The following is a 24,507-nucleotide window of genomic DNA, read 5'->3' as shown; positions in this document are numbered from 1 at the left end:
GGAATGGAGGAACGAGCGATGATGAAAACCGATACGCTAGATCAAATTGCATATGCGTTGTATTTAGCAGAGCGGGATGTGTATGAGGTTACGAAGTTTGCCGAGCGCTATCCAGAATTAACCGTTGAAACAGCTTATGATATTCAAGACAAACTTATTGAACTAAAGTGCAAACATGAGCAAACATCCATCTCGGGACTTAAGCTCGGTTTAACAAGCAAAGCTAAACAGCAAATGATGGGAGTGCATGAGCCTACTTATGGCGTGTTATTAGCGAATATGGCGGTCAATGCCCAACATCCAATATCATTAAAATCACTTATTCACCCCAAAATTGAGCCAGAGATTGCCTTTGTGTTTAAGCAAGATTTAGTCGGCTCAGTAGTGACTGTCTCGCACGTACTGACAGCAACTGCGTATGTTGCACCTGCCATGGAAATAATTGATAGTCGCTATTTAAACTTCCATTTTACATTACCGGATGTAATCGCTGATAATTCCTCTTCCTCTCGCTACATAGTGGGTTCGCAAAAATATGCAGTGAATGAAGTGGATCTGGTTAATATGGGCTGTATTTTTACACAAAATGATGAAATGATTGCGACGAGTACAGCAGGTTCCGTTATGGGGCATCCAGCAAGAGCCATTGCATGGATGGCGAATAAATTAATTGCCCGTGGTCAGCATATTCGAGCAGGGGATATTGTACTTAGTGGCGCACTAACTGGTTCTGCTACAATGCATGCAGGAGATAGTTTTACTGTCAGTTTTGATGGAATGGAATCATTATCTGTTCAAGTGGAGCGATAGATAAGGAGGAGTCGAGATGCCATTTATTCAAGTAACGTTTATTGAGGGGCGAACGAAAGAACAGAAGGAACTATTAATAGAAGAACTAAGTAAAACCGTTTCTTCGGTACTCGAGGCACCACTGGAAACGGTTCGTGTATGTTTAAATGAAATCCCAAGTTCTCATTGGGGGATTGCAGGAAAGTCCATCCAACGTCGACAAAATGAAGAGTAAGGAGTGGTCTATCATGGCAAATACACAAACGAAATTGAAGGAAGTTAAACTATTCATAAATGGAGAATATGTAGAATCTTCTTCTCAAACATTGTTCGAGGTGAAGAATCCAGCGACTCAGGAAATTATTGCAAAAGTTCACGAAGCTAGTTTTGAAGATGTGGATCGTGCTTGTGAAGCTGCACGTCAAGCTTTTGAAGAAGGTCCTTGGCGAACGATGCCACTATCGGAACGTTGTGCAAAAATTCGACGGATGGCAGAAATCATCATCGAACGCAAAGAAGAGTTAGCACGCTTAGAAGCATTAGACGTAGGGAAGCCTTACCAAGTAGCATTAGAGCGTGAAATCCCACGGGCAGCAGAAAATTTAAAGTTTTTTGCGGATTTTATGGAACAGCAAGGTGGTGAGGTATATCCAATGGATGATGCGTATTTAAATTATACACGTTATGAGCCAGTTGGAGTGGCTGCATTAATTACACCATGGAATTTACCATTTATGCTGACAACATGGAAGCTTGGGCCATGTTTAGCTTCAGGGAATACGGCAGTTATTAAACCAGCAGAAATTACTCCACTAACCGTATCGTTACTTGGGGAGATAGCACAACAGGCTGGCATACCAGATGGGGTCGTTAATGTCGTGCATGGTTTTGGTGTTCAGTCGGCAGGAGAATTTATGACGACACATCCTGAAGTTGATTTAATTTCTTTTACGGGGGAAACAACAACAGGGAAAGCTATAATGAAAAATGGTGCAGATTCATTAAAAAAGGTATCGTTTGAATTAGGTGGAAAGGCAGCTAATATTATTTTTGAAGATGCCAATTTAGATAAGGCCATTCCTGTCTCCATTCAGGCAGCATTTATGAATTCGGGTCAAGTATGCTTAGCAGGATCACGTATTTTAGTGCAGCGTACTATTTTAGATGAATTCCTCACACGCTTTAAAGAAGCGGCTGCAGCATTAGTTGTTGGCGACCCGCAAGATGCTAAAACAAATATGGGACCAGTCGTAAGTCAAGCCCATTACAACAAAGTAACTAGCTATTTAAGCATCGCTGAATATGAAAACTCTACGCTTATTTATGGTGGCAAACGTCCTGAATTACCAGCACATTTAAGTACTGGATATTACCTACAACCGACTATATATTTGCAGGAAAATGCTCAAGCACGTATTTGCCAAGAGGAAATTTTCGGGCCAATCGTGACGATTATTCCATTTGACACAGAAGCGGAAGCATTAGCGATTGCAAATGGCACAGAATATGGATTGAATGCAGTGGTCTGGACGGAAAATTTACAGCGTGCACATCGTATTTCACATGATGTACGGGCGGGAACAATTTGGGTCAATTGCTGGTTTGTACGCGACTTACGTGCCCCGTTTGGCGGCTTTAAAAAGAGCGGCGTAGGGCGTGAAGGTGGTCACCATAGTCTAGAATTTTTCACCGAAGCAAAAAATATTTGTATTGCGTTAAAATAATACTTAAACAAAAAGTAAGGCAGACAACAACGGCATAGCCAAAAGTGTTAGATTATCTAACACTTTTTCTTTTTGTCCCAGCTTGTTAAAATAAACTCCGTTTTTCATGAATAAGAAAAAGCAGAGAGTAATCACTCTCTGCTTGCTTATGTTAATGATTAAAGGTCAATTGCTTTTACTTCGTCGATGTTTTCAAGTTGTGCAACGAATTTTAAATCTTCTTCTGTCACTACATTATCGATCGTTAGCATCATAACAGCTGTTCCGCCAACTTCAGCGCGTCCCACTTGCATCGTAGCGATGTTGATGTCTTTTTCAGCTAGTTTCGTTGCCACACGTCCAATTGCACCTGGTTTATCTGTGTTTTTAATGTAAAGAAGGTGTCCTTCTGGTACAACGTCTACTACATAGTTTTCTACTTTTACAATACGTGCGCCAAGGTCATTTAGTAATGTACCAGCTACTGTATGTGTTTCATTTGCTGTTTTTACTTCAATCGTAATTAAGCTTGTGAAGCCTTTAGCAGTAGTTGTTTTATGTTCGTTAATTTTCATGCCGATACGTTCAGATAAGTAGCGAGCATTAACGTCATTGACATGGTTGCCGTGGTTTTTAGCTAGTAATCCTTTTAATGCATTAGAAGTTAAAGGACGTACGTCGTAATTTGCTACTTCACCAGCATAAGATAAGTTAATCTCTTTTACAGGCTCTACTGTAACTTGTGATAAGAATGAACCAAGTTTTTCAGCTAATTCAAAGAAAGGTTCTACTTGTGCAAGAAGTTCTTTTGGAATTGAAGGCATATTAACTGGGTTTGTTACTGTACCTGTTTTGTAGAATTTAATAATGTCATTAGAAACGTCAACGGCTACAGATTCTTGCGCCTCAATTGTAGATGCACCTAAGTGAGGTGTTGCAATCACTTGTGGTAAAGTTAGTAATTTATGATCAGTCGCTGGTTCAGAAACGAATACGTCTAGTGCTGCACCTGCTACTTTGCCTTCTACAATCGCATCATATAAATCGTCTTCATTGATGATACCACCACGTGCACAGTTAATGATACGTACGCCATCTTTCATCATAGCGAATTTTTCTTTGTTAATAAGGTTACGTGTTTCAGGAAGTAATGGTGTGTGTACTGTAATGAAATCAGCAGCAGCACAAATTTCTTCTACAGTAGATTTTGTTACACCTAATTCATTTGCACGTTCATCAGTTAAGAATGGATCGTACGCCATAATATTCATACGTTGCCCTTTTGCACGGTAAGCTACTTCTACACCGATACGACCGAAGCCAACAACACCTAATGTTTTATTTTTAAGCTCAACCCCAACATATGATTTACGGTCCCATTTACCGTTTTTCAGTGTGTTGAAAGCTTGTGGAATGTGACGAGCAAGAGAAGTCATCATGGCGATTGTATGTTCAGCTGCAGAGTTTGTGTTACCATCTGGAGCATTGACTACGATAATACCATGCTCTGTTGCAGCAGCTAGGTCAATGTTGTCAACACCTACACCAGCACGTCCAATTAATTTTAAATTTTTTGCAGCTTCGATTACTTCACGTGTCACAGTAGTTTGAGAACGCACAAGTAATACGTCAATATCAGCGATTTTTGCAATTAACTCCTCTGGTGCTAGCCCAGTATCAATAATAACGTTTAAGTTTAAATCTTTTTCTTGGCGTAGTGGGAAAATACCATCTTCACTTAGTGGGTCAGCGATAAATACGTTAATAGTTTTTGTTGCAGTTGTCATTTGTAATTAGCTCCTTTTAAATAAAATTATTAGTGGTGTCTCTATGTGACAGTCCGGATTTTGTAATATTGCGGCATCTTACAGCATGCAAACAATCTCCTTTCTTTATTCGAAACAATATAAAAGCCCTCCACGCCTTACAAACACAGGTATTGTGTCGTAAGGGGCGAAAGGCTGAATAAATATAGGTTCGCGGTACCACCCTTAATCACTGAACGAAAGGATTTCGTTGCAGTCTTAGCTATATGCGTAACGTGCATGTGACGGATAGGCTTACTTTGACAGTTTCGGCTTATCTATTCGGGAGTGGAACTATATCGTAGAAATCACTGATTTACACCAACCATCAGCTCTCTTTGGATTTTCTTTCGACTAGCGTGTCTCCGTCGTTATATTTTTGTGTGATTAAATTTGATAACATCATAATCCTTATTGTTCACCTTTGTCAACAATAAATCGAAAAAAGATTAAAATTCCTCACTTCAAAAGTCTGAAAAATACCTAAAAACGAACTATATTAACTTTTTAATTTAATAACGTTTTTTGTAGAGGACAATGTAAGCGCTAACGAATCTGTCAAGACAGGTGACATGGGGATTTCTAGAGAATGAAATGATAAAAAAACAATAAATAATTATTGGAATATAATAGATTATTTCCAATAAACTTTCTTTATTTTGATGCGGAAGGCGAACAATTTTGTGCTGAAACATTTTTTGCAAAGTAATAATAAGTTAGAAGGTAAAGCAACAACAAGAGAAGAATGTATGTAAAGAAAGCTGGATTTAGATTTTAGGGGGTGTGGGTATGAAATACGATGTAGCGATTGTTGGTGCTGGACTGGCTGGACTTGTTGCCGCCTGTGAATTAATAGATGCGAAGAAGCGTGTACTGTTAGTGGATCAGGAGCCTGAAAATTCGATGGGGGGACAGGCATTTTGGTCTTTTGGTGGCATCTTTTTAGTAAATTCACCAGAGCAAAAGAGGCTTGGCATTAAGGATAGTAAAGAGCTTGCATGGCAGGATTGGCTAGGGACTGCTGGTTTTGACCGATTGCAAGATGAGGATGCATGGGCTTACAAATGGGCACGAGCGTATGTAGATTTTGCTGCCGGAGAAAAATACGCTTGGCTTAAATCGTTCGGAATAAAGTTTTTCCCTGTTGTTGGTTGGGCTGAACGTGGGGGCTCATTAGCAGGTGGTCACGGTAATTCAGTTCCGCGTTTTCATATTGTCTGGGGAACAGGCCTAGGGATTGTAAAGCCATTTGCCGATAAAGTGAAAAAAGCGATTATGGATGGCTTGGTAGATTTTAAGCCGAGGCACCGTGTTGATGAATTTATACAAAAAGACGACAAAATTGCAGGAATAAGTGGCACAATTTTAGCAGAAAGCTTTGCCCAACGTGGAGAGCAAAGCTCGCGTCTTGGCATTGGTGCATTTTCCTATGAAGCAGATGCGGTTATTGTTGCAAGTGGTGGTATTGGTGCCAATATTGACTTAGTGCGCAAAAATTGGCCATCTCGACTTGGGGCACCACCAAAAAATATGGTATGTGGTGTACCAGCGTATGTAGACGGCGAATGCTAGAAATTACTGAACATGTAGGTAATGTATCGTTAATCGTGATCGTATGTGGCATTATACAGAGGGATTGAAAAATTGGGATCCAATTTGCCCAATCACGGTATTCGTATTTTACCATACCTTCCTCCTTGTGGTTTGATGCCGAGGAAATCGCTTTGGGACACCCAACTTTCCAGGGTTTGATACATTAAGTACATTAGAGGCTATTCAAAAAACAGGTTATGATTATTCATGGTTTATTTTAACGGAGAAAATTATTGAAAAGGAGTTTGCTTTATCGGGTTCAGAGCAAAATCCAGATTTAACAAATAGAAGCATCCCGCAGTTGCTGAAACGTATATTGCCTGGTCCACCTGCGCCGATTCAAGCATTCAAAAATCATGGTGAGGATTTTGTTATAGCGAACGATTTAAAGCAACTCGTCGATGGTATGAATAAGCTTGCAGGTAATGACTTGCTTGATTTTATAAAAATTAAGGAACAAATTCTAGCACGAGATCGCGAAATGGATAATAAATTTACGAAGGATGTCCAAGTGAATGCCATTTACGGAGCGAGAAATTATATTGGTGATAAGGTCGTGCGCGTTGCAAAGCCTCATAAAATGTTGGATACAAAAAATTGGCCATTAATTGCGGTGCGCTTAAATATTTTAACCCGTAAAACATTAGGGGGATTACAAACCAATTTAGATGGGGCTGTAATTGGTATGGACGGTCAACCAATGCCAGGGTTATTTGCAGCTGGAGAAGTGAGTGGTTTCGGTGGCGGTGGGGTACACGGATACCGCGCGTTGGAAGGCACATTTGTTGGCGGATGTTTATTCACTGGACGGCAAGTAGGACGATATTTAGCCCGTGCCAGTCACTCAAACAATTAGGGTATCTGCGGGAAGCACGAAATGTAAGCCGCTTGCGGCTTACAACGTGCCCGCAGTGCCAGTCACTCAAACAATTTAACGTTGAACTTGTGCAATTTTTGCGATTTGTTCTTCCACTTGCTCTTTTGTCCAGCCATTTTCTTCAACAAAGAAATTACGTTTTGCGCGTCGGCAATCATCTGAACAGCTGCGCATATAAAATGCCTCATGCTTTTCCTCGCATAGCATTAATTTATGACATTCCGGATTCGCGCAATTTGTATAACGCTCTGTTGGCTCTCCTGTAAAATAGTCTTTGCCAACAATCACATGCTCTACTTGATTAATCGGCACACTGCGACGGCGGTCAAAAACAAACATCTGTCCATCCCATAATTGTCCCTGAACTTCAGGGTCTTTAGCATACGTGGCAATGCCGCCATGTAATTGACCGACACTTTCACCGTAGCCCTCACGCTTTAACCAACCAGAGAACTTTTCGCAGCGAATGCCGCCTGTGCAATAAGTTAAAATATCTTTACCAGCAAAATCCTCTTTATGTTCCTCCATCCAAGCAGGAAGATCACGGAAGTTTTCGATATCTGGACGCACAGCATGACGGAAATGTCCTAAATCATATTCATAATCATTTCGGGCATCGATAATAACGGTATTATCTGCCTGCATACGCGTCATAAATTCCTTAGGTGTTAAATAATCGCCCGTTATTTCTAATGGGTTAATATCCTGTTCTAGCCCTAGGTGGACAATCTCTTTACGAGGACGTACATGCATTTTTTTAAAGGTATGTCCTTCTGCTTCATCGATTTTCCACATAATATCTTTAAAACGAGGATCTGCCTTCATATGATTCATATAGCGTTCAGTTTGCTCAACCGTACCAGATACTGTCCCGTTAATGCCCTCTAATCCTACTAAAATACGACCGAGTAAACCAAGTTCTTTACAGAATGCTAAATGCTCTGCTGCAAATGCTACAGGATCCTCGATAGCAACATATTTATAATAAAGTAATACACGAAAGTCCTTTTGTGTCACAAAAATACCCACCTTTAATTTCATTATTCGACATTAAATATAGCATAACAACAGCTATTTTGCGTAGAACAGAAGGAGTTTTCCAAAAAAAGACGAATAGTACATAGTGAATGACTATTCATATTTGGGGGTGTGGGACATGGAATTTTCAACAATTACATTAGAAAAATTAGAGCGTCGTGCAACATTAACACTCAATCGACCACAAGCTATGAATGCAATGGATGATGTGATGATGCGTGAATTAGCGGAGTGCTTTGAAGCATTACAGCAAGAACAGGAAATACAGGTATTAGTTATTCGCGGGGAAGGTAAAGTTTTTTCTGCGGGTGGAGATATTAAAGCAATGCTTGATCCTAATAAGCCGTTAAATATTGATGAGGCAATGGGCTATTTAACTCGTATTGTTAAGGCTTATTACCAACTACCAATGATTGTAATAGCAGCAGTTCATGGTGCTTCAGCGGGGTTAGGATTTAGTTTAACACTTGGTGCAGATATTATCGTTGCTTGTGAAAATAGCAAGCTGGCAATGAACTTTATCGGGATTGGCTTAATACCAGATGGTGGGGGTCATTTCTTTATGAAGGAAAGAATTGGTACCGTAAAGGCAAAACAAATGATTTGGGAAGGAAAAGTGCTAACAGCCGAGGAAGCACATAGCGTAGGCTTAATTGATTATGTTGCACCTGAAGGGTCGGTTTTTGCAGTGGCTGATCAGTTAGTAGGAAAGATGCTTGCTTCACCAATTGCGTCAATGATTATGACAAAAAGAATTTTGCATAGTCAGAATATGCCTCAATTAGAGAGCATTTTAGCGATGGAAGCTCAAGGGCAATCAGCTATGCGAAAAACGGCAGATCATTTAGAAGGCATTCATGCATTTGTTGAAAAAAGAACACCTGTCTTTGTAGGACAATAAGGCATTCCTGTAATTGAGGTATAGGTCACAGCTTAGCAAAGAACAGGCTGGATAAAAGTACGATTGATGTTTGATAACAATAGACTATACAACGTAAGCCCCGCCACGAACATTTCTGTAGCGAGACAACGAGATTCCGTTGCATGCATGATGCAAAAGAGAATGCTCGATGCTCGACCACAAAAAGCGAAGTGGCGGGGCTTACCTATTTTCAAAGATATAGCTAATTACAATGTGACATGCGTCATCAATTAAACATGGAATAATATTAATTTTCCAGAAGAGTTAACAAGGCGATGTGTTTTTTCCGCAACTCCCTTTTCTTCGATTTGCTGTTGACCGTTTACTTTTGCAGCTTCATCGTTTTCAAATGTCCAAGTTTCATCATACAAAGTTTCACCAGTTTTCTCAAAAGCTGTAAAACGATAATTATTCATACACAAACCCCACCCTTTACTAAATTATATCTCTATTATACATAGAAGAAATATAAACTTCACGGTATATCTAGCGAATATTTCGATAATTTACGAAAATTGTGGAAAATTTAGTACAACCTTAAGAAGAGCTGTAACATGAATTCGTTTCTCATATTGTAGGAAGTATGATAAAATAGAACAAATATTCGCTTTTGATTCATCCTTTCTGTAGATAGGCACAAATCTACAAAAAAAATTAAAATCTAGACTTAATGATGAGATTCAATTTATTTATAGAGGTGATTAGATGTCCGCAATTCGTTTTTTCCATATGGCAGATTTACATTTAGATAGTCCTTTTAAAGGCTTATTTGGATTACCTGACAGTAATCTTAAGAAAATTAGAGCAAGTACCTTTGAAGCATTTGATAAAATTATTCATAGGGCAATCGAAGAAAGACCAGATTTCTTGCTGATTGTTGGGGATATTTATGATGGAGAAAATCGTAGCTTACAGGCACAAAGACGTTTTCAAACAGCAATGGAAACACTTTTTGAGCATAACATCCCCGTTATTGTCAGCTATGGCAATCACGATCATTTACATGGTTCTTGGACACGCTTTGCCTTGCCAAGCAATGTCTACGAGTTACCAGCAGATACGAGTGTTGTGCAATTAAAAATTCGTGGTCAGCAGGTCAATATTTATGGCTTCAGCTATGGTCAGCGTCATGTAAAAGAAGCGATGATCCATCATTATCCAGTTGCGCAGGATCAGCATGCAATCCATATAGGTATGTTGCATGGCAGTGAAGCCAGTGATTCAACGCATGCGGTTTATGCACCATTTAAAAAAGAACAACTTCTTGCAAAAGGATATCATTATTGGGCGCTTGGCCATATTCATAAACGACAGTTATTACACAAAGAACCACCTATTGTTTATCCAGGCAATATTCAAAGCCGCCATCGTAATGAACAAGGTGTAAAAGGATTTTACGATGTAACCTTGTCACAAACCACAGCTAATTTAACATTTGTACCAACTTCTGCTGTTGTTTATAACGTCGTGGAAGTGGATTGTACAAATGTAATGCATGCTAACGAGTTACTGCAAAAATGCGAGGAGGCTATCGCCAACAATCGCTTGGAATATGGTGCATCAGTTATTGACTTGCACTTGCACCATATAGAGGATGAAGCTGAAACATTATTTGAACATGCCACGATAGATGAATGGCTAGAAACTATTCGGGAAGCAGAGGATGGCATTGAACCGATGGGGTGGGTGCAAAAACTATTTATCCACAAAAGTATAGCTTCTTCTGAATCGACAGCTATAACACAATCGGTCATAAGCGTTATGGATCAATGGGACATTACGGAGTGGAAGGATATTTTAAAGGATTTGTACCAACATGCGAGTGGTGCGAGATTTGTTGAACCTTTAACGGAACGAGAAATTGAGCATTTGAAGCTTGAGGCGCAGGCGTTATTAGCGGATGAAATTCAAAGGGTGTGAGAACTTTGTTGACGATACAGAAAATCCACATTTACGGCTTTGGTAAACATGAAAATATCACCATTTCCCTCCAAGATGGTGTGACCATTTTTTACGGTATGAATGAAGCTGGGAAAACGACAATCCAACAATTTATATTGCAGATGCTTTTTGGTTTTCCAACAAAGCAGCAAAGCCAGCGGAAATATGAGCCGAAGACATCACCGAAATTTGGCGGTCAGTTGACCATTCAACATCCAATATATGGTCAGTGTACAATTGAACGTGTAAAAGGAAAGGCAACTGGCGATGTCACAGTTTATACAGAAGATGGTACAAAGGGGCATGAGGAACTGTTAGCGAAGCTTTTGTATGGCTATTCACGCGCATCATTCGAAGCTATTTTTTCATTTTCCATTCATGAACTACAAGGCATCGAAAAAATGTCGGAGGATGAACTGACGCATTTATTGCTCGCATCGGGAACGACCGGTATTCACCAACTATCTGCACTTGAAAAGAAATTAGACAAAGATGCTGGCGAACTTTTTAAAAAATCTGGGAAGCTACCACTTATTAATCAAAAGATTGAACATTTAAAGCAGCTTGAAAAGACGATTAAAAAAGAACAGGCGACCATTCAGACCTTTGAAGCTAAGTCGCTCAAATTACAGCATCTCGAACACCAGTTAAAGGAATTATACAACCAGCAAAAAACATTGCAACATGAATGGCAACAACTTACTATCATGAAACAAGCGCTGCCACTTATTGAACAGCAAGATAAGCTACAGCAGTCACTGAATAGCAATGCACCTGTTCAATTCCCTCCAGAAGGGATTAGACGCTATGAACAGTTAAAAGATCGATTAACGCATGAAACGTTGCAACTGACGCAACTAGAGGACCAATATCAAGCTCTACAAAGTAAGCTACAATTGACTGCGGATGAACAGACCATTGAAGAAATGACAAGGCTGATGCATAAAGAAGCAACGTGGAATCAGCTTGTTGTTAAAGAACAGAACTTAAAGGACGAGCTATTTGTCTTACAGCAAGACATCGAAGCCCAGTTTCGTTTATTAGGTGTGCAAGAAAATGAAGCGCAAGCAATACTTCTTGAGGGAACTGTATCTTTACAACAAGAGGAACAATTTCAACGACACTTGACCGTATTAAGTACAACAGAAGAAGAGTTAAAGTTTTATTTACAATCATTGGAGCAAATACATGAGGAATTAGATAGCATTACTAGACAGAAAAAGCAGCTTCAGCAGGAGGCATTAACTGCTGAGGAAGAACATATTTTAGCACAGTGGCCCCAGAAAAAAAGGCGCTTGGAACAATTACGACATGTTCCGTTACAACGCTCGAAACCGAAGCAACCGATACTTTTTATCTATCTCGTGTTAGCTTTAAGTATTGTGGCAGTTGTTTATGGTGTTGTTGAAAAGAATTGGGCGGTCATTGTGATTGGAGCCATCTTAGGGTTATTATTCTTATTGTTTTTAAAACATGTTAAACAAGTGGAAGAAGAGCCGCTGGAGCGTAATAGCCACTTATTAAAAGAACTAGAGCAAGAAGAACACTTAGTTCAACAGTTGCTTGCGAAAAAACAGCGTCTTGAAGATCGGTGGATAGTAGCTAATGAACAACAGGGCGACAAAGAACGCCAATATGCACAGCTCGAACATAAAATTCAACAAGCTGAACAAACAAGCGCTGAAGCAAATCAAATGCTGGAAAACTTTTTGCGGCGTTTTCGTTTAGAAGGAAATGTGCCAAGGACTTTATTGCCGGAGTTGTTTATGCGCATTCGCACTGTACAGGAAATGGACGTAAAGCAAAGGAGCACATTCAAGCTTTTGCATGGAATACAAAATGAAAAAAACGAGCTTTATGAAGCGATACAGCAAGTTTTAAAAAATGAATATAGTGAGCAGGAAATTTTTATGCATCTGCGTGCAAGCTATTTAGCGATTCAGCAGGCACAACAACAAATGTTGCAAACAACAGAACAAGTTGCCCAGCTACTATCAAAAAAGCAAGAGGTACAATCACTTTTGCAAAACTATGAATCACAAATCGCACAGTTATTTACTAGCGCAAACGTCAATTCAGAACACGCTTTTTATGAGATGTTTGAGCACTTTCAGCAGCAACAAAAGCTACAGGCACAATTACAAACAATTCAAAATCAGTTGGCTTCTTTAGAAATACAGCAGCAAGAGCGTTTGCTAAATGGGGCACAACTTTACGAAAAAATACACGCATTAGAGGAAGAGCGTAATGCCCTTCAAGTAACAATTGATCAATGTCTAGAAGAACGAGCTACATTGCAGATTGAAAAAGAACAATTGCTCAATGATGAAAAATATGGACTATTGCTGCAACAATTTGAGCAAGAAAAAGCACTATTGCAACAACTGATAGAACAATGGGCTAGTAAAAAAATGTTGGCAACCGCAATTCATGAAACATTATTCCGCCTACGTGAGGAGAAATTGCCACATGTCCTTACGCAAGTAAATGCTATTTTCCACTCCTTAACAGCTGGTCGTTACGATAAGCTCTTTATTCATGAAGAAGGCTATTTCGAAGCACAAGCTGTTTCTGGATTACGCTATCATGTGGCAGAATTATCACAAGCCACAAAGGAGCAAGCTTATATTTCTCTGCGAATGGCACTTGCGAAAACCCTTGCAACTTCAGCACCATTCCCGTTTATTATGGATGATCCTTTTGTCCATTTTGATCGAAACCGTACAAACAAAATGGTACAATTAATGAAAGAAGTAGGATATGAACGTCAAATTTTATATTTTACTTGCCATGAAGGGATGCTCGAACTTTGGCAAAAAGAACAAATTGTCGATCTAGGAGCACTAGCAAATGAAAGGGGAGTGACGTCCACATGAAAGGTATTACGACGCTCCAAGTAGGAGAATCAGTTGATCAATTTTTATTAATTAAACAGTCGACAAAAGGGGTTACCACTGTAGGTAAGCCATTTATGTCACTATTACTACAAGATAAAAGTGGAGATATTGAGGCGAAACTATGGGACACAAACGAAGAGCATGAAAAAATGTATCATGCAGAGGCGATTGTCCATGTAGGTGGAGAAATTCACGACTATCGCGGGAAAAATCAATTACGTATTAAAACGATTCGTGTGGCAAAACCAGAGGAGGGAATTGCAGTAAATGATTTAGTTCCTTCTGCAGCTACTCCAAAAGAACAGCTTTACGAAGAATTAACGCAATTTTTCTTCGATATTAAAAATCCGAATATTTCTCGTATTACACGTGCAGCTATTAAAAAGCACCAGGATGCTATTTTAGTATATCCAGCAGCAACAAAAAACCATCATGATTATGCTTCTGGCTTGCTGGATCATATGGTATCGATGCTGAGACTAGGAAGAGCAATTGCTGATTTGTATCCAACGTTAAATCGTGATTTGTTATACGCGGGCATTATTTTACACGATATAGGTAAAGTTGTTGAATTATCTGGACCTGTGGCAACAATGTACACAGTGGAAGGGAATTTACTTGGTCATATTACCATTATGGTCAATGAAATAGCTAAAATCGCAAGTGAGCTTGGAATCGAAGGCGAAGAAGTGATGCTTTTACAACATTTAGTACTTTCACATCACGGGAAAGAAGAATGGGGCAGTCCGAAAAAACCGATGATTCAAGAAGCGGAAATCTTACATTATATTGATAACATTGATGCAAAAATGAATATGCTTACGCGAGCATTGGGTAAAACGGCTCCTGGAGAATTTACAGAGCGACTATTCCCACTCGATAATCGTTCGTTTTACAAGCCAAGTATTCAGTAAACAATAAGGAAATAAAAAGGGTTACGCTTTATCAGCGTAACCCTTTTTTCTATCGCCAAGCCACGATTATTTAGATTCTTTATCTGTAGATTCGTCTTTGCTTTTTTCTTCAGCTTTTTTAGCTGCTTCTTCAGCCGCTTTTGCTTGTTCTTCAGATGTTGTTGTAAATGATTGTAATGCATCTTTTAATTCTTTATCAGAAGTTTTAAAGTCTGCATCTTTTGCCATTTTTGCAACAATGTCTTTTAGCAATGTTTGAGCTTCACCAGATTGTGTTAATTTGTTAATCATTGTTGTACGAATTTTATCTTCTTCGTCTTTAAATGAGCCAACACCTTTTACATCGCGTTTTTCCGTAATTTCAATTACGTGATAGCCGTAGCTTGATTTAACTGGTTCGCTTAATGTATTTAATGGAAGTGCATAAGCAGCATCGTTGAACTCATCCACCATAGAGCCAACAGTAAACCAACCTAGCTCGCCGCCTTTAGCTGCAGAACCAGTATCAGTTGAGTATTCTTTTGCAACATCAGCAAAAGATGCGCCACCTTTAATTTTCTCAATAGCTTCTTTCGCAGTTTTTTCATCTGCTACAAGAATATGACGACCATTTAATTCTGTTTTCATTTGTTCATAATATTTTTTTACGTCTTCTTCTTTAATCGCTTTGTCTTTTAAAGCTTTTTCTTGGAGCAGTTGTACACGTAAAGAATCTTTAAAGCCTTGTTCAGTTAAGCCGTTCTCAGCAAGCGCTTGTGCAAAGCTATCACCAAATTGTGATGCCGTTGCGTCGTATTGTTCTTTAATTTCTTTATCAGTCACTTCATATTTGTCGGCTAATACTTTTTCTGTCACCATCTGTTGTAATACATAAGAGCCTGTTAAAGTCTTTGCTTTGTCGTTAAAATCAGATACTGAAATATCGCCTACTTTAGATGTAACTAACGCTTTATCAGCTCCACTACAAGCACCAAGAGCTAAAATTGAGGCTGCTAATGTTAAAGATAATACAGTCTTTTTCATATGGATATTCTCTCCTTACTTTCGTTTCGTCCATTTTTTACTATAACATAAACGTTTTAAAAACAAAATGGTTCCCCCTTGAGTATAGCCTAAATTTCAAATTTCAAAGCGCATAGGATATAGAAAAGAAAGGGGGTGAAGTTATGAGCAACGGAGGATACGGTGGTGGCGGTGGCTACGGCTCAGGCTTTGCTTTATTAGTTGTGTTATTTATTTTATTAATTATTGTTGGTGCAGCGTTCCTATACTAATTAATAAAAAGCCGAAAAGCTAAGGATATGTTTTTCCTTAGCTTTTCTTAGCAATATCTAGGCATTCGCACCGCACGCTTGGGTCGAGGCCAAAAGAATTTTGGCGTCACTTAAAACCAATAGCTGTTTCAATGTTTTAAAAATAAAGACCCGCGTGCGGACGGGCGCGGATGCGGCTTCATTAGACTGCAAATAAAATTTCAACATAAAATGATACAAGTAAAATTGTAATAAGTATATTGATAGTTCGGAATATCTTTGGTTGGTTTTCTTCGGGAATTTCACGTCGCATGCACAATGCGTATGTCATGCGGTTAATTTGAAATAAATAGAATACCGAGAATAGAACTACAATCATTAATAGCAAGTCTATTCCTCCCCTCTTTCAGTATTATTAGCATATCAAAAAACTTCAATAAAACACAAGTACAAGCGAATCAATGAATCGTAGGTGGTACTAAAATTTCATAGCCCTTCGGTGTTTCTTCGATTTGGGCATCTTTAGGTGAATTTAATAAATATTTCACGTAAAGAATATCAATTAAACATAAACTGCAATGATACGCTAAAAGTAATGTTCCGTAATGTGTATAGGCAGGTAATAGCCATGTACCGATAACGATACTTGTATTTAACACAATAAAGGGTGCAAGCAATGCAAAAATATATCTAGTTTTTGATAAGGGCTCTCGAATACGCATGTGTAGTACAGGAATAACATAAAATTGGGTACGGATCCGTAATTTGAGATGCTGGCGTAAGTCAAATAATGCGAGAAAGTGAATATATTTATGGATAGGGTAAAGAGCAAGTACAGCAACCACGAATAGCCAGAATAAATGGTCAGTATAGTACTCATCATTGAATAAATTAAATGTCACATAGGACACTGAAAAGACAGATAGAAAGACGATTACAGCCATCATGATGATACGTGTCGTGCCATAATGATGTTCGAGGTTTAAAATTTTCCAGCAATGCATGTTTAATATCAACTCCATAATAGGGAAGGGTCCTATTTAATGTAAATTGATTTCTAACAGAATGCAAGAGAAAGGAGGTATTTCAGAAATGTTTCTGAAACGCCTCCTTTTTAACATACATTTATCCTTTTACAGTTGAACGTTCTTCTAACGTGTCAAAGGAATCACGGAAGTGTTGAAATGAGCGTTCAAAAATATCGATAAAGTCTTCACCATAAATATTACGAATAACAGCCATCACATCTAAAAATTCCGGGAAGCGACCATATAAGTCTTTTAAAGCTAACGAGCCCTCAAGTACAGAATGATATGTGTTATGATAATTGCTATTCATTTCAATAATAAGGTCTGTCCCTGTTTCAGTGAGCTCTACATAAGTATTACGTTTGTCATCATCACGTTTCGAAAACTTTAGTAATCCACGTTCTTCTAGTTTTTTAGAGAAGTTAAAAGCGGTTGAAACGTGCATTACGCCAAATTTTGCTACATCTGAAATGGAAGCCCCTTTTAAATGATAGGAAATCCACAGTATATGGTGCTCGTTAATGTTTAGATCATAAGGTTTAATCCACTGCTGCCAATCTTTTTCAACTGCTTTCCATAAGGCCTTTGATAACTGTGCAATTCTTTGACTGTAAAGCATCGCTTCTTTTTGCGTGTATAATTCCTCTGACAAAGCCATCACCTGCTGCTTTCTTTAACGTTTTAAAATTATTATAGCAATAAAGAAAAAAAGTTTAAAGTTAGAAAAATTAAAAAATTGAAAAGTGGTTAAAAAATAATATTTTGATGATTATTTTTGGTAAAAAAACGTGATTTTATTTCGGTTTATGAAACTTTATGCCTGTACTTTTTCTTATGGTTTTTTCTTTTTGTCAGTAAATTGTGCAATGTTTTTCTCGATTTCGTTAATTGAATTCTGTAATGCTTCTATTTCTTGTTGTAAATTATTCTTTGTCGGTTCGATTTCTTGTGAGAAAGTAGTAATCGACTGTTTTAGATCATTTATTATTTGTGGTATATTATTTTTCGCTTCATTTGTTAATGTGCTAACGGATTGTTTCACGTTGTTAACTTGATATTTTACATCTTGAAGCTTTTCTTTTGCACTATCTGTGTTGGACAGTAAAGTAGTGCGTAATTGTTGGCCTGATTGAGGTGTTGAAAAAAGGACCGCAATTGCCCCACCAATAATGCCTGTTGTTAATCCAAGTAAAAATGGTCTTGCTTTCATAATTAAGTACCCTCATTTCTATATTTGTTATCTTTCCCTCTATTAAACCATGAAATCTATAGAATCAAAAAGAAAAAAGAAGCTAAACGAGTGATTTTGCTTCACAGTTTAGCTTCTTCCCTTATATTTAGCCTTAAAACGTCTTACGTTCGGACCTGTCTTCATTGTTCTTTTAAAAAGTGTAGCAACAAGAACTATCTGCTGCTGTTATAGAGCTTGTGAAATTGCCGTGTTGAATTTAGAGCGTTTCACTAATTTTGCAACGATTGGATAGATAATCACAAAGGCTACAACGTTAAATGCAACAGCTGGTATGACAACACCAACAAATAACATTGTGAATGTTGCGCCAACGTTTGCGTTAAACACAAAGAGGGCAACGGATAAAAAGACTGTACCTGATAAAATGGTACCTAACCCAACTAAAATAGCTGATACAGCAAAATGACTCACGACTTTTTTCAGCACGACCAGTATTGCTAAAAACGCAAATCCAGTAACTGCTTTATCAATAATATTTGGGATAAAGCCTGCTGGGAAAGTTGTAAACAAACCGGATAGTACCCCTGTTGACAAGGAAAGTAAAAACGTTTCTTTTATTGTAGGGAACAATAAAATACCGATAAACATCATTGTTAACATGAAGTCAGGTTTCATGCCATTAACCATACCTGGTGTGACCACATAAAGGGCAGCACCGACACCAACTAAGAGTGCCATTAACACTAAATTTTTTGTATTCATTTCTAATCTCTCCTCAACTATGCTAATCTAGTTGTTTCCTAACGTGTCCTCTTGACCGTTAGCGAAACTTATTAGTGATTGTACGCTAAAATTGTTCGTTTGACAATAGCGTTCCATGTCTAATTGTAACCAGCATTCATGTATGCAAATTGTTTGCGTGCCTGGCACCAAAGAATGCACTAAAGATTCGCTTTAATGTTGTCGGCTACTTCTGTCAATTGCTCTGGCGTATATTTTTGTGTTTGCCAAATTAAGCCTAAGCCTTCTTTTTCGTCATAACGCGGAATAAAATGTAAGTGGTAGTGGAAAACAGTTTGTCCAGCTGCTGCACCATTGTTATTAATAGTATTCATGCCAATTGGGTTAAATGCTGCTTTAATGGCATTGGCTAGCTTAGGTGCGACCGCATATAAATTACGCGCTACATCTTCAGGCATTTCAAATAGGTCTTGGCAGTGCTGTTTAGGTATTAATAAAGTATGACCTTTTGCAACAGGTGCAATGTCCGTGAATGCATAGACATGTTCATCTTCATATACTTTTGTGCTTGGAATTGTTCCATCAATGATTTTGCAAAATAGGCAATCGCTCATTCGTAAAATCCCCCTTATTTAATATGTAAGTTTATTCTATCATACTCATAACTGAATCATTTGCTAATTTTTGATAAAATAATAACTAGAAGAGGAGTGAGGGTATGTCGGTATTAGAAGTGCAACATGTGACAGGTGGTTATACGAAAAAGCCTGTGATTAGAGATTTGTCATTTACAATAGGTAAAGGAGAACTTGTCGGGCTAATAGGTTTAAATGGTGCAGGTAAAAGTACGACCATTAAACATATCATAGGTACAATGCTCCCAAAGGAAGGCGACATTCGTCTAAATGGCGTAACGTTAAAAGAAAACACGGACAAGTATCGAACAGCATTTTCATATATTCCTGAAACACCAGTTTTATATGATGAGTTAACATTGCGTGAACATTTGGCATTAACCGCGATGGCCTATGGTTTAGATGAGGCTACACTCGCGGCCCGTTCTGAACTATTGTTAAAAGAATTTCGAATGGAAAAGCGTTTAAACTGGTTTCCATCGCATTTCTCTAAAGGGATGCGACAAAAAGTAATGATTATGTGTGCGTTTTTAGTTAATCCAAGCCTCTATATTATAGATGAGCCGTTTGTTGGGCTCGACCCGCTTGGTATTCAATCATTGCTAAATCAAATGGATACAAAGAAAAAAGAGGGGGCATCGATTTTAATGTCCACGCACATTTTATCGACGGCCGAAAAACATTGTGACCGCATTATCTTATTGCATGAAGGAAGAGTGCGAGCGCAAGGAACGATGGCTGATTTACGTAAAGCATTTGCAATGCCTCATGCAACGTTAGATGACCTCTATATTGCTATGACGAAGGAGCGGGACCATGAAGAACATGCGTGATGTATGGTCCTCGCGCTTCATGCACTATATCAGTGAAGTACAAAAATATATGCAGTTTATTTTCACTGGACATATAGCGATTGTACTTGTATTTCTTGTTGGCGCTGGGGGCTATCAATATAGTGAATGGTTGAAAATCGTTGAAACAGATTTTCCGGCGGAAGGGCTCATTGCTTTAATAATCGGTATACTATTAGCATTTAGCCGCCCAACAACATTATTGCGCGAGCCTGACCAAGTATATTTATTGCCATTAGAATCAAAAATGTCACAGTATTTTAAAAAGGCGCTAGCGTGGACATTTTGGTCACAAGTTTGGATTGTGGCAATTGTTTATATCATTAGTATTCCGTTAATAAAAGCTGTCACAGAATTAACAACCTTTAATATTTGGTCAATATTTTTCATTGTCATCGCCTTGAAATTTGTAAGTGTGCAGGGAGAATTTAGTTATCGTTATAGTGAACGTGGTCACTACATATGGGTCGATCGATTAGTACGCGCTATCGTATGTGGTGTAACCGTCTATATGGGGCTTCAAATGCAGCTTCTTTTAGCACTCCTTGTGGCGGTCATCGGATATGTCTATGTATGGGTGTTTCGTAAAAAATGTGCGAATGAGCCTGTACCATATGAACATTTTGTAAAACTAGAACAAAATCGCATGATGAGTTTCTACCGTTTTGCAAATTATTTCACAGATGTACCCCATCTGCATGGAAGTATTAGACGGAGAGCGTGGCTTGACTGGTTTTACAATTTTATTCCCTACCAAAAGGGCAATGCTCAAAAGTATTTAGTGTTCCGTACGTTTATTCGTACAGACGATCATTTTTATTTATGGCTTCGCTTAACGGTTATCTCAGCCGTAATTGCAGCCTTTGTCAATATCCCAGTGGTAACATGGATTGTGGCGGGTGCACTTAGCTTTGCTACGACGGTTCAGCTAAAGCAAGCTTTAATAGCTAGCGGAGAATTCCGTATGGACATGCTGTATCCATTGCCAGAAAATGCACGTAAAGTTGCCGTTCAGCAACTAGTGCGCCTGACTATGATTGCCCAAGCTGTCATTGTTGGTCTTTGTGGCGTGACACAGCCGATGTTTTATGTGACACCAATCATTATCTTTGTAATAAGTGAATTGACTGCCAAGATGTCTAAGTCTTAAAAAAGGATGTTTGTTTGTGGCAATGTTAAAAAGCTCATTTTCCCTATTTTTCGTAGGTAAAATGAGCTTTTTGTTTATTTTACATATTGATATTCGAGCGCAGCGTTTAACATAACTTTTGCTGCGACAAGCATACCTTTTTCATCAATATCAAATTTTGGATGATGATGTGGTGCATATTCAGTAGGAGCTGCTCCTGTGAAGAAAAATGTCCCTGGCTTTTCCTCTAAGTAGTAAGCGAAATCTTCACCGCCCATTGTAGCTGGTATTTCAACAACATCGCAAATATCTTGCGCGATATCTCGAACAAAATATGTTTCTTTTTCATGATTGACAATTGCTGGATAGCCTCGACGGTAATCAAGTTCTATCGTGCAATCTTGAGCAATTTCAGTGCCATGTACAACCCGTTTAAATTCACGTTCCATCGTTTCACGTACCTCTTTGTCAAAAGTACGGATTGTTCCATTTAAATAGGCTGTATCTGCAATAATGTTATCAGCATTCGAAGCAACGAATGAGCCAACTGTAAGAACTGCTGACTCAGTTGGCGCTACACGGCGTGCCACAAGTTGTTGCAAGTTCATAACAAGTTGGGAGCCAATCACAATAGCGTCTTTTGTTTGATGAGGGTGTGCGCCATGGCCACCTTTACCTTGAATTTTCAGTTCAAAACTATCAACTGCCGCCATTAATGGACCAACCCGGTAGCCAATCATACCTGTTGGATGATTGGATGATAGGTGTGTTCCAAATATAGCATCAACCCCGTTCAGTGCACCTGCTTGTACCATACCGATAGCACCACCTGGATCGGCTTCTTCAGCATGTTGATGAATCAGCACATATTCTCCTGCTAAGTCATCGCGCATTTCCCATAACAGTTTTCCTATGATTAATAATGTAGCGGTATGCCCATCATGACCACAAGCATGCATAACACCAGCTACTGTCGATTTGTAAGGGACGTCCTTTTCATCTTGGATAGGAAGTGCATCAAAATCTGCACGTAAGGCAATTCTTTTACCAGGTTTGTTCCCTTTAATGCGCGCGATAAGTCCGTAGCCGCTAACATTTGGTTCAACAGGGACACCAAGCTTTTGATAATATTGCATAATATAATTGGCTGTTTCTTGTTCTTGGAAGCTTAGTTCTGGATGCATATGTAGATGGCGGCGAATCGCCACCATTTCTTCAAAATGAGCATCAATTTTTTCAAGTAATTGTTGATTCATAAATAAGTGCTCCTTTTAAAAATTAAGCCTCTTCTTCTTCTTGAGGGGCAACGCTATATGTTGAAACATAGGAAGCGGCAGAAAAAATATTTTGTTGTCGCACGCCAGTCGGCTCTTCACGTTGGGCATGAGCTGTTTTATAGGCTTGTGAGCTTTTCCATGCTTCAAATGAGTGTGGTCCATTCCATTGTGTCATGACAATATACGTGTCACCATTCAATGGACGTAGTAGTCGGAACGCCACAAAACCAGGCTCGTCCTCAATTGCACGTGCGCGATTTAAAAAACGATGTTCAAATACAGGACGACCTTCATCAGTAACGGGAATATTGTTGAAGACAAAGAAGCCGCGTTCTTCTAATTCGTTTACAGAATCCAATACTTCGAATTTACGTGGGGTTGCAAAAACAGATTTTCCTTCCGTTTCATGTATAAGCACAGAATTTCCTTCTCCATGCAATAAAATCATATGCTCATCAGGGTACTTATTTTTCACCTGTTCCATAAATTCTCCTGTGCCAGAAGTTAAATAAATATACATTATTTTGCCCTCCTTATGAATAGCTAAAATTGCGTGATTAACTCCATTTAAGTGCAAGTCGAACGCTTTGTCAAAAAAGAAGGCGCGTAGAAAGAACAATTTTATGACATTTCATGAGGAAAACTATACAATAGCAGAGGAAGCGTTTACTATTGAAAACGGATATCAATAATAATGGAATAAACAAGTGATTTTTTAAGATTTGAATTTCATCGAGGGGAAGGAAATAATCAATGACAACACTTTTTAATGATACACTTCTACGTGCTGCACGAGGAGAAAGGACTGAACATACACCAGTCTGGTATATGCGACAGGCAGGTCGTTCTCAGCCAGAATATCGTGCAATTAAAGAAAAATATTCATTAGAGGAAATTACACATCAACCTGAGCTTTGTGCGTATGTAACACGTTTACCGGTAGAAAACTACAATGTGGACGCTGCAATTTTATATAAAGATATCGTAACGCCACTACCAGGTATCGGGATAGATGTGAAAATTAAAGCGGGTGTAGGCTCAGTTATTTCTAATCCAATTCGCTCAGTAGCAGATGTAGAAAAATTAGGTGAGTTCAATGCAAAGGAACATACACCTTTCGTATTAGAGACAATAAAATTACTAACAGAAGAACAGCTTAATGTACCATTAATTGGATTTGCAGGAGCGCCATTTACATTAGCGAGCTATATGATTGAAGGTGGACCTTCTAAAAACTATAATAAAACAAAATCATTTATGGTTTCAGAACCACAAGCATGGTTTGCGTTAATGGATAAATTAGCAGATATGATTATTGCGGACGTTTCTGCACAAGTAGAAGCAGGTGCTAAAGCGATTCAAGTATTTGACTCATGGGTAGGTGCTTTAAGTGTTGAAGATTATCGTGTCTTTATTAAACCAGTTATGACACGTATTTTCGGCGAGTTAAAAAAAGAAAATGTACCACTTATTCAATTCGGTGTAGGTGCAAGCCATTTAGTAAAAGAGTGGAATGATTTACCAATAGACGTAGTAGGCTTAGATTGGCGCTTACCGATTAAAGAAGCGCGTGCAAAAGGTATAACAAAACCAGTACAAGGAAACTTAGATCCTTCATTATTACTTGCTGATTGGTCAGTAATTGAAAAACGCACAAAAGATATTATCGATCAAGGCTTAGAGGTGCCAGGTCATATCTTTAATTTATGCCATGGAGTATTCCCAGAGGTTGATCCAGCCGTATTAAAACGTTTAACAACACTTATTCATGAATATAGTGCCCAACAAATTCAAGCACGTTCATAAATATCAACAGTGAAAAAGAGCACATTTTAAATCACACAATTACACTTTATTATGGTGTAGTTGGTGCTAGCGTATAGAAATCAGACAAAAAATATAGTTTAACTATTATTTAGAGG

General features: G+C 38.6%; 23 protein-coding genes and 1 pseudogene. 12 read left to right on the top strand and 12 right to left on the bottom strand.

Going from position 1 to position 24,507, the window contains the following annotated elements; all coding sequences use genetic code 11:
* Positions 1–18: 18 nt before the first annotated feature.
* The 3 genes from LO754_RS19495 to LO754_RS19485 are packed head-to-tail and all read left to right on the top strand — an operon-like array spanning position 19 to position 2,513.
* A complete protein-coding gene (locus tag LO754_RS19495; RefSeq protein WP_231785068.1) occupies positions 19–810 on the top strand; it encodes a fumarylacetoacetate hydrolase family protein in 792 nt (263 codons plus the stop codon).
* 16 nt (positions 811–826) lie between these two features.
* Entirely contained in the window at positions 827–1,024 is a 198-nt protein-coding gene (locus LO754_RS19490; protein ID WP_024362305.1) for a 2-hydroxymuconate tautomerase family protein, read from the top strand.
* A 13-nt stretch (positions 1,025–1,037) separates the two neighbouring features.
* A complete protein-coding gene (locus LO754_RS19485; RefSeq protein WP_231785067.1) occupies positions 1,038–2,513 on the top strand; it encodes an aldehyde dehydrogenase in 1,476 nt (491 codons plus the stop codon).
* Between the two features lie 158 nt (positions 2,514–2,671).
* Here LO754_RS19485 and serA read toward each other — a convergent pair whose 3' ends face one another.
* Entirely contained in the window at positions 2,672–4,279 is a 1,608-nt protein-coding gene (gene serA, locus LO754_RS19480; RefSeq protein ID WP_231785066.1) for a phosphoglycerate dehydrogenase, read from the bottom strand.
* A gap of 807 nt (positions 4,280–5,086) precedes the next feature.
* On the opposite strand from serA, the pseudogene LO754_RS19475 reads away from it, so the two are divergent.
* Positions 5,087–6,746, top strand: a pseudogene (locus tag LO754_RS19475) (FAD-binding dehydrogenase).
* A 75-nt stretch (positions 6,747–6,821) separates the two neighbouring features.
* On the opposite strand, the gene trhO reads toward LO754_RS19475, so the two are convergent.
* Positions 6,822–7,784 (bottom strand): oxygen-dependent tRNA uridine(34) hydroxylase TrhO, encoded by a 963-nt coding sequence (trhO, locus tag LO754_RS19470; RefSeq protein ID WP_231785065.1) that lies wholly within the window; start codon positions 7,782–7,784, stop codon positions 6,822–6,824.
* A 139-nt stretch (positions 7,785–7,923) separates the two neighbouring features.
* Here trhO and LO754_RS19465 point away from each other — a divergent pair, with 139 nt between their 5' ends.
* Positions 7,924–8,706, top strand: coding sequence for an enoyl-CoA hydratase (locus LO754_RS19465; RefSeq protein ID WP_024362300.1), 783 nt, complete (start codon positions 7,924–7,926; stop codon positions 8,704–8,706).
* Between the two features lie 251 nt (positions 8,707–8,957).
* On the opposite strand, the gene LO754_RS19460 is transcribed toward LO754_RS19465, so the two are convergent.
* Entirely contained in the window at positions 8,958–9,143 is a 186-nt protein-coding gene (locus tag LO754_RS19460; protein WP_024362299.1) for a YhzD family protein, read from the bottom strand.
* Positions 9,144–9,432: 289 nt separating this feature from the next.
* Between LO754_RS19460 and LO754_RS19455 the strand changes: the two genes are divergently transcribed.
* The 3 genes from LO754_RS19455 to yhaM are packed head-to-tail and all read left to right on the top strand — an operon-like array spanning position 9,433 to position 14,479.
* On the top strand, positions 9,433–10,647 hold the full coding sequence (locus LO754_RS19455) for a DNA repair exonuclease (RefSeq protein ID WP_231785064.1): 1,215 nt from the start codon (positions 9,433–9,435) through the stop codon (positions 10,645–10,647).
* 8 nt (positions 10,648–10,655) lie between these two features.
* Positions 10,656–13,544, top strand: a complete 2,889-nt coding sequence (locus tag LO754_RS19450) for an AAA family ATPase (protein ID WP_231785063.1) — start codon at positions 10,656–10,658, stop codon at positions 13,542–13,544.
* Positions 13,541–14,479, top strand: a complete 939-nt coding sequence (gene yhaM / locus LO754_RS19445) for a 3'-5' exoribonuclease YhaM (protein WP_231785062.1) — start codon at positions 13,541–13,543, stop codon at positions 14,477–14,479. The genes LO754_RS19450 and yhaM overlap by 4 nt, the downstream gene beginning before the upstream one ends.
* Positions 14,480–14,545: 66 nt before the next feature.
* Here yhaM and LO754_RS19440 read toward each other — a convergent pair whose 3' ends face one another.
* On the bottom strand, positions 14,546–15,502 hold the full coding sequence (locus LO754_RS19440) for a peptidylprolyl isomerase (RefSeq protein ID WP_069514651.1): 957 nt from the start codon (positions 15,500–15,502) through the stop codon (positions 14,546–14,548).
* Positions 15,503–15,645: 143 nt separating this feature from the next.
* Here LO754_RS19440 and LO754_RS19435 point away from each other — a divergent pair, with 143 nt between their 5' ends.
* Positions 15,646–15,753, top strand: a complete 108-nt coding sequence (locus LO754_RS19435; RefSeq protein ID WP_080647610.1) for a YjcZ family sporulation protein — start codon at positions 15,646–15,648, stop codon at positions 15,751–15,753.
* A gap of 181 nt (positions 15,754–15,934) precedes the next feature.
* Here LO754_RS19435 and LO754_RS19430 read toward each other — a convergent pair whose 3' ends face one another.
* The 6 genes from LO754_RS19430 to LO754_RS19405 all read right to left on the bottom strand — a co-directional run bounded on the left by LO754_RS19430 (position 15,935) and on the right by LO754_RS19405 (position 19,307).
* A complete protein-coding gene (locus tag LO754_RS19430; RefSeq protein WP_010857338.1) occupies positions 15,935–16,120 on the bottom strand; it encodes a hypothetical protein in 186 nt (61 codons plus the stop codon).
* A gap of 70 nt (positions 16,121–16,190) precedes the next feature.
* The gene (locus LO754_RS19425) at positions 16,191–16,736 is read right to left on the bottom strand and encodes a DUF3267 domain-containing protein (protein ID WP_024362294.1); all 546 of its coding nucleotides are present in this window, start codon (positions 16,734–16,736) and stop codon (positions 16,191–16,193) included.
* A 121-nt stretch (positions 16,737–16,857) separates the two neighbouring features.
* Positions 16,858–17,418, bottom strand: coding sequence for an HTH-type transcriptional regulator Hpr (locus LO754_RS19420; RefSeq protein WP_029747195.1), 561 nt, complete (start codon positions 17,416–17,418; stop codon positions 16,858–16,860).
* Between the two features lie 174 nt (positions 17,419–17,592).
* Positions 17,593–17,970 carry a YtxH domain-containing protein gene (locus tag LO754_RS19415; protein ID WP_231785061.1) on the bottom strand — a complete coding sequence of 126 codons (378 nt, stop codon included), beginning with the start codon at positions 17,968–17,970 and terminating at the stop codon, positions 17,593–17,595.
* A gap of 207 nt (positions 17,971–18,177) precedes the next feature.
* Positions 18,178–18,714 carry a tryptophan transporter gene (locus tag LO754_RS19410; protein WP_024362291.1) on the bottom strand — a complete coding sequence of 179 codons (537 nt, stop codon included), beginning with the start codon at positions 18,712–18,714 and terminating at the stop codon, positions 18,178–18,180.
* A 179-nt stretch (positions 18,715–18,893) separates the two neighbouring features.
* Positions 18,894–19,307, bottom strand: a complete 414-nt coding sequence (locus tag LO754_RS19405; protein ID WP_025220510.1) for an HIT family protein — start codon at positions 19,305–19,307, stop codon at positions 18,894–18,896.
* A gap of 104 nt (positions 19,308–19,411) precedes the next feature.
* Here LO754_RS19405 and LO754_RS19400 point away from each other — a divergent pair, with 104 nt between their 5' ends.
* Both LO754_RS19400 and LO754_RS19395 read left to right on the top strand, forming a co-directional pair.
* Positions 19,412–20,161, top strand: a complete 750-nt coding sequence (locus LO754_RS19400; RefSeq protein ID WP_229387674.1) for an ABC transporter ATP-binding protein — start codon at positions 19,412–19,414, stop codon at positions 20,159–20,161.
* Positions 20,145–21,329 carry an ABC transporter permease gene (locus LO754_RS19395; protein WP_024362288.1) on the top strand — a complete coding sequence of 395 codons (1,185 nt, stop codon included), beginning with the start codon at positions 20,145–20,147 and terminating at the stop codon, positions 21,327–21,329. The genes LO754_RS19400 and LO754_RS19395 overlap by 17 nt, the downstream gene beginning before the upstream one ends.
* A gap of 74 nt (positions 21,330–21,403) precedes the next feature.
* Here the strand turns inward: LO754_RS19395 and LO754_RS19390 are convergent, their stop codons facing one another.
* Both LO754_RS19390 and LO754_RS19385 read right to left on the bottom strand, forming a co-directional pair.
* Entirely contained in the window at positions 21,404–22,564 is a 1,161-nt protein-coding gene (locus LO754_RS19390) for an amidohydrolase (protein ID WP_024362287.1), read from the bottom strand.
* A 22-nt stretch (positions 22,565–22,586) separates the two neighbouring features.
* Positions 22,587–23,105, bottom strand: a complete 519-nt coding sequence (locus LO754_RS19385) for an antibiotic biosynthesis monooxygenase family protein (RefSeq protein ID WP_108031271.1) — start codon at positions 23,103–23,105, stop codon at positions 22,587–22,589.
* Positions 23,106–23,338: 233 nt separating this feature from the next.
* On the opposite strand from LO754_RS19385, the gene hemE reads away from it, so the two are divergent.
* Positions 23,339–24,391, top strand: a complete 1,053-nt coding sequence (gene hemE, locus LO754_RS19380; protein ID WP_231785060.1) for a uroporphyrinogen decarboxylase — start codon at positions 23,339–23,341, stop codon at positions 24,389–24,391.
* Positions 24,392–24,507 lie beyond the last annotated feature (116 nt).

The organism is Lysinibacillus sp. GJ-1 (assembly GCF_021166035.1).
GTDB lineage: Bacteria > Bacillota > Bacilli > Bacillales_A > Planococcaceae > Lysinibacillus > Lysinibacillus sphaericus.
This window is presented reverse-complemented; position numbering and strand designations above follow the sequence as displayed.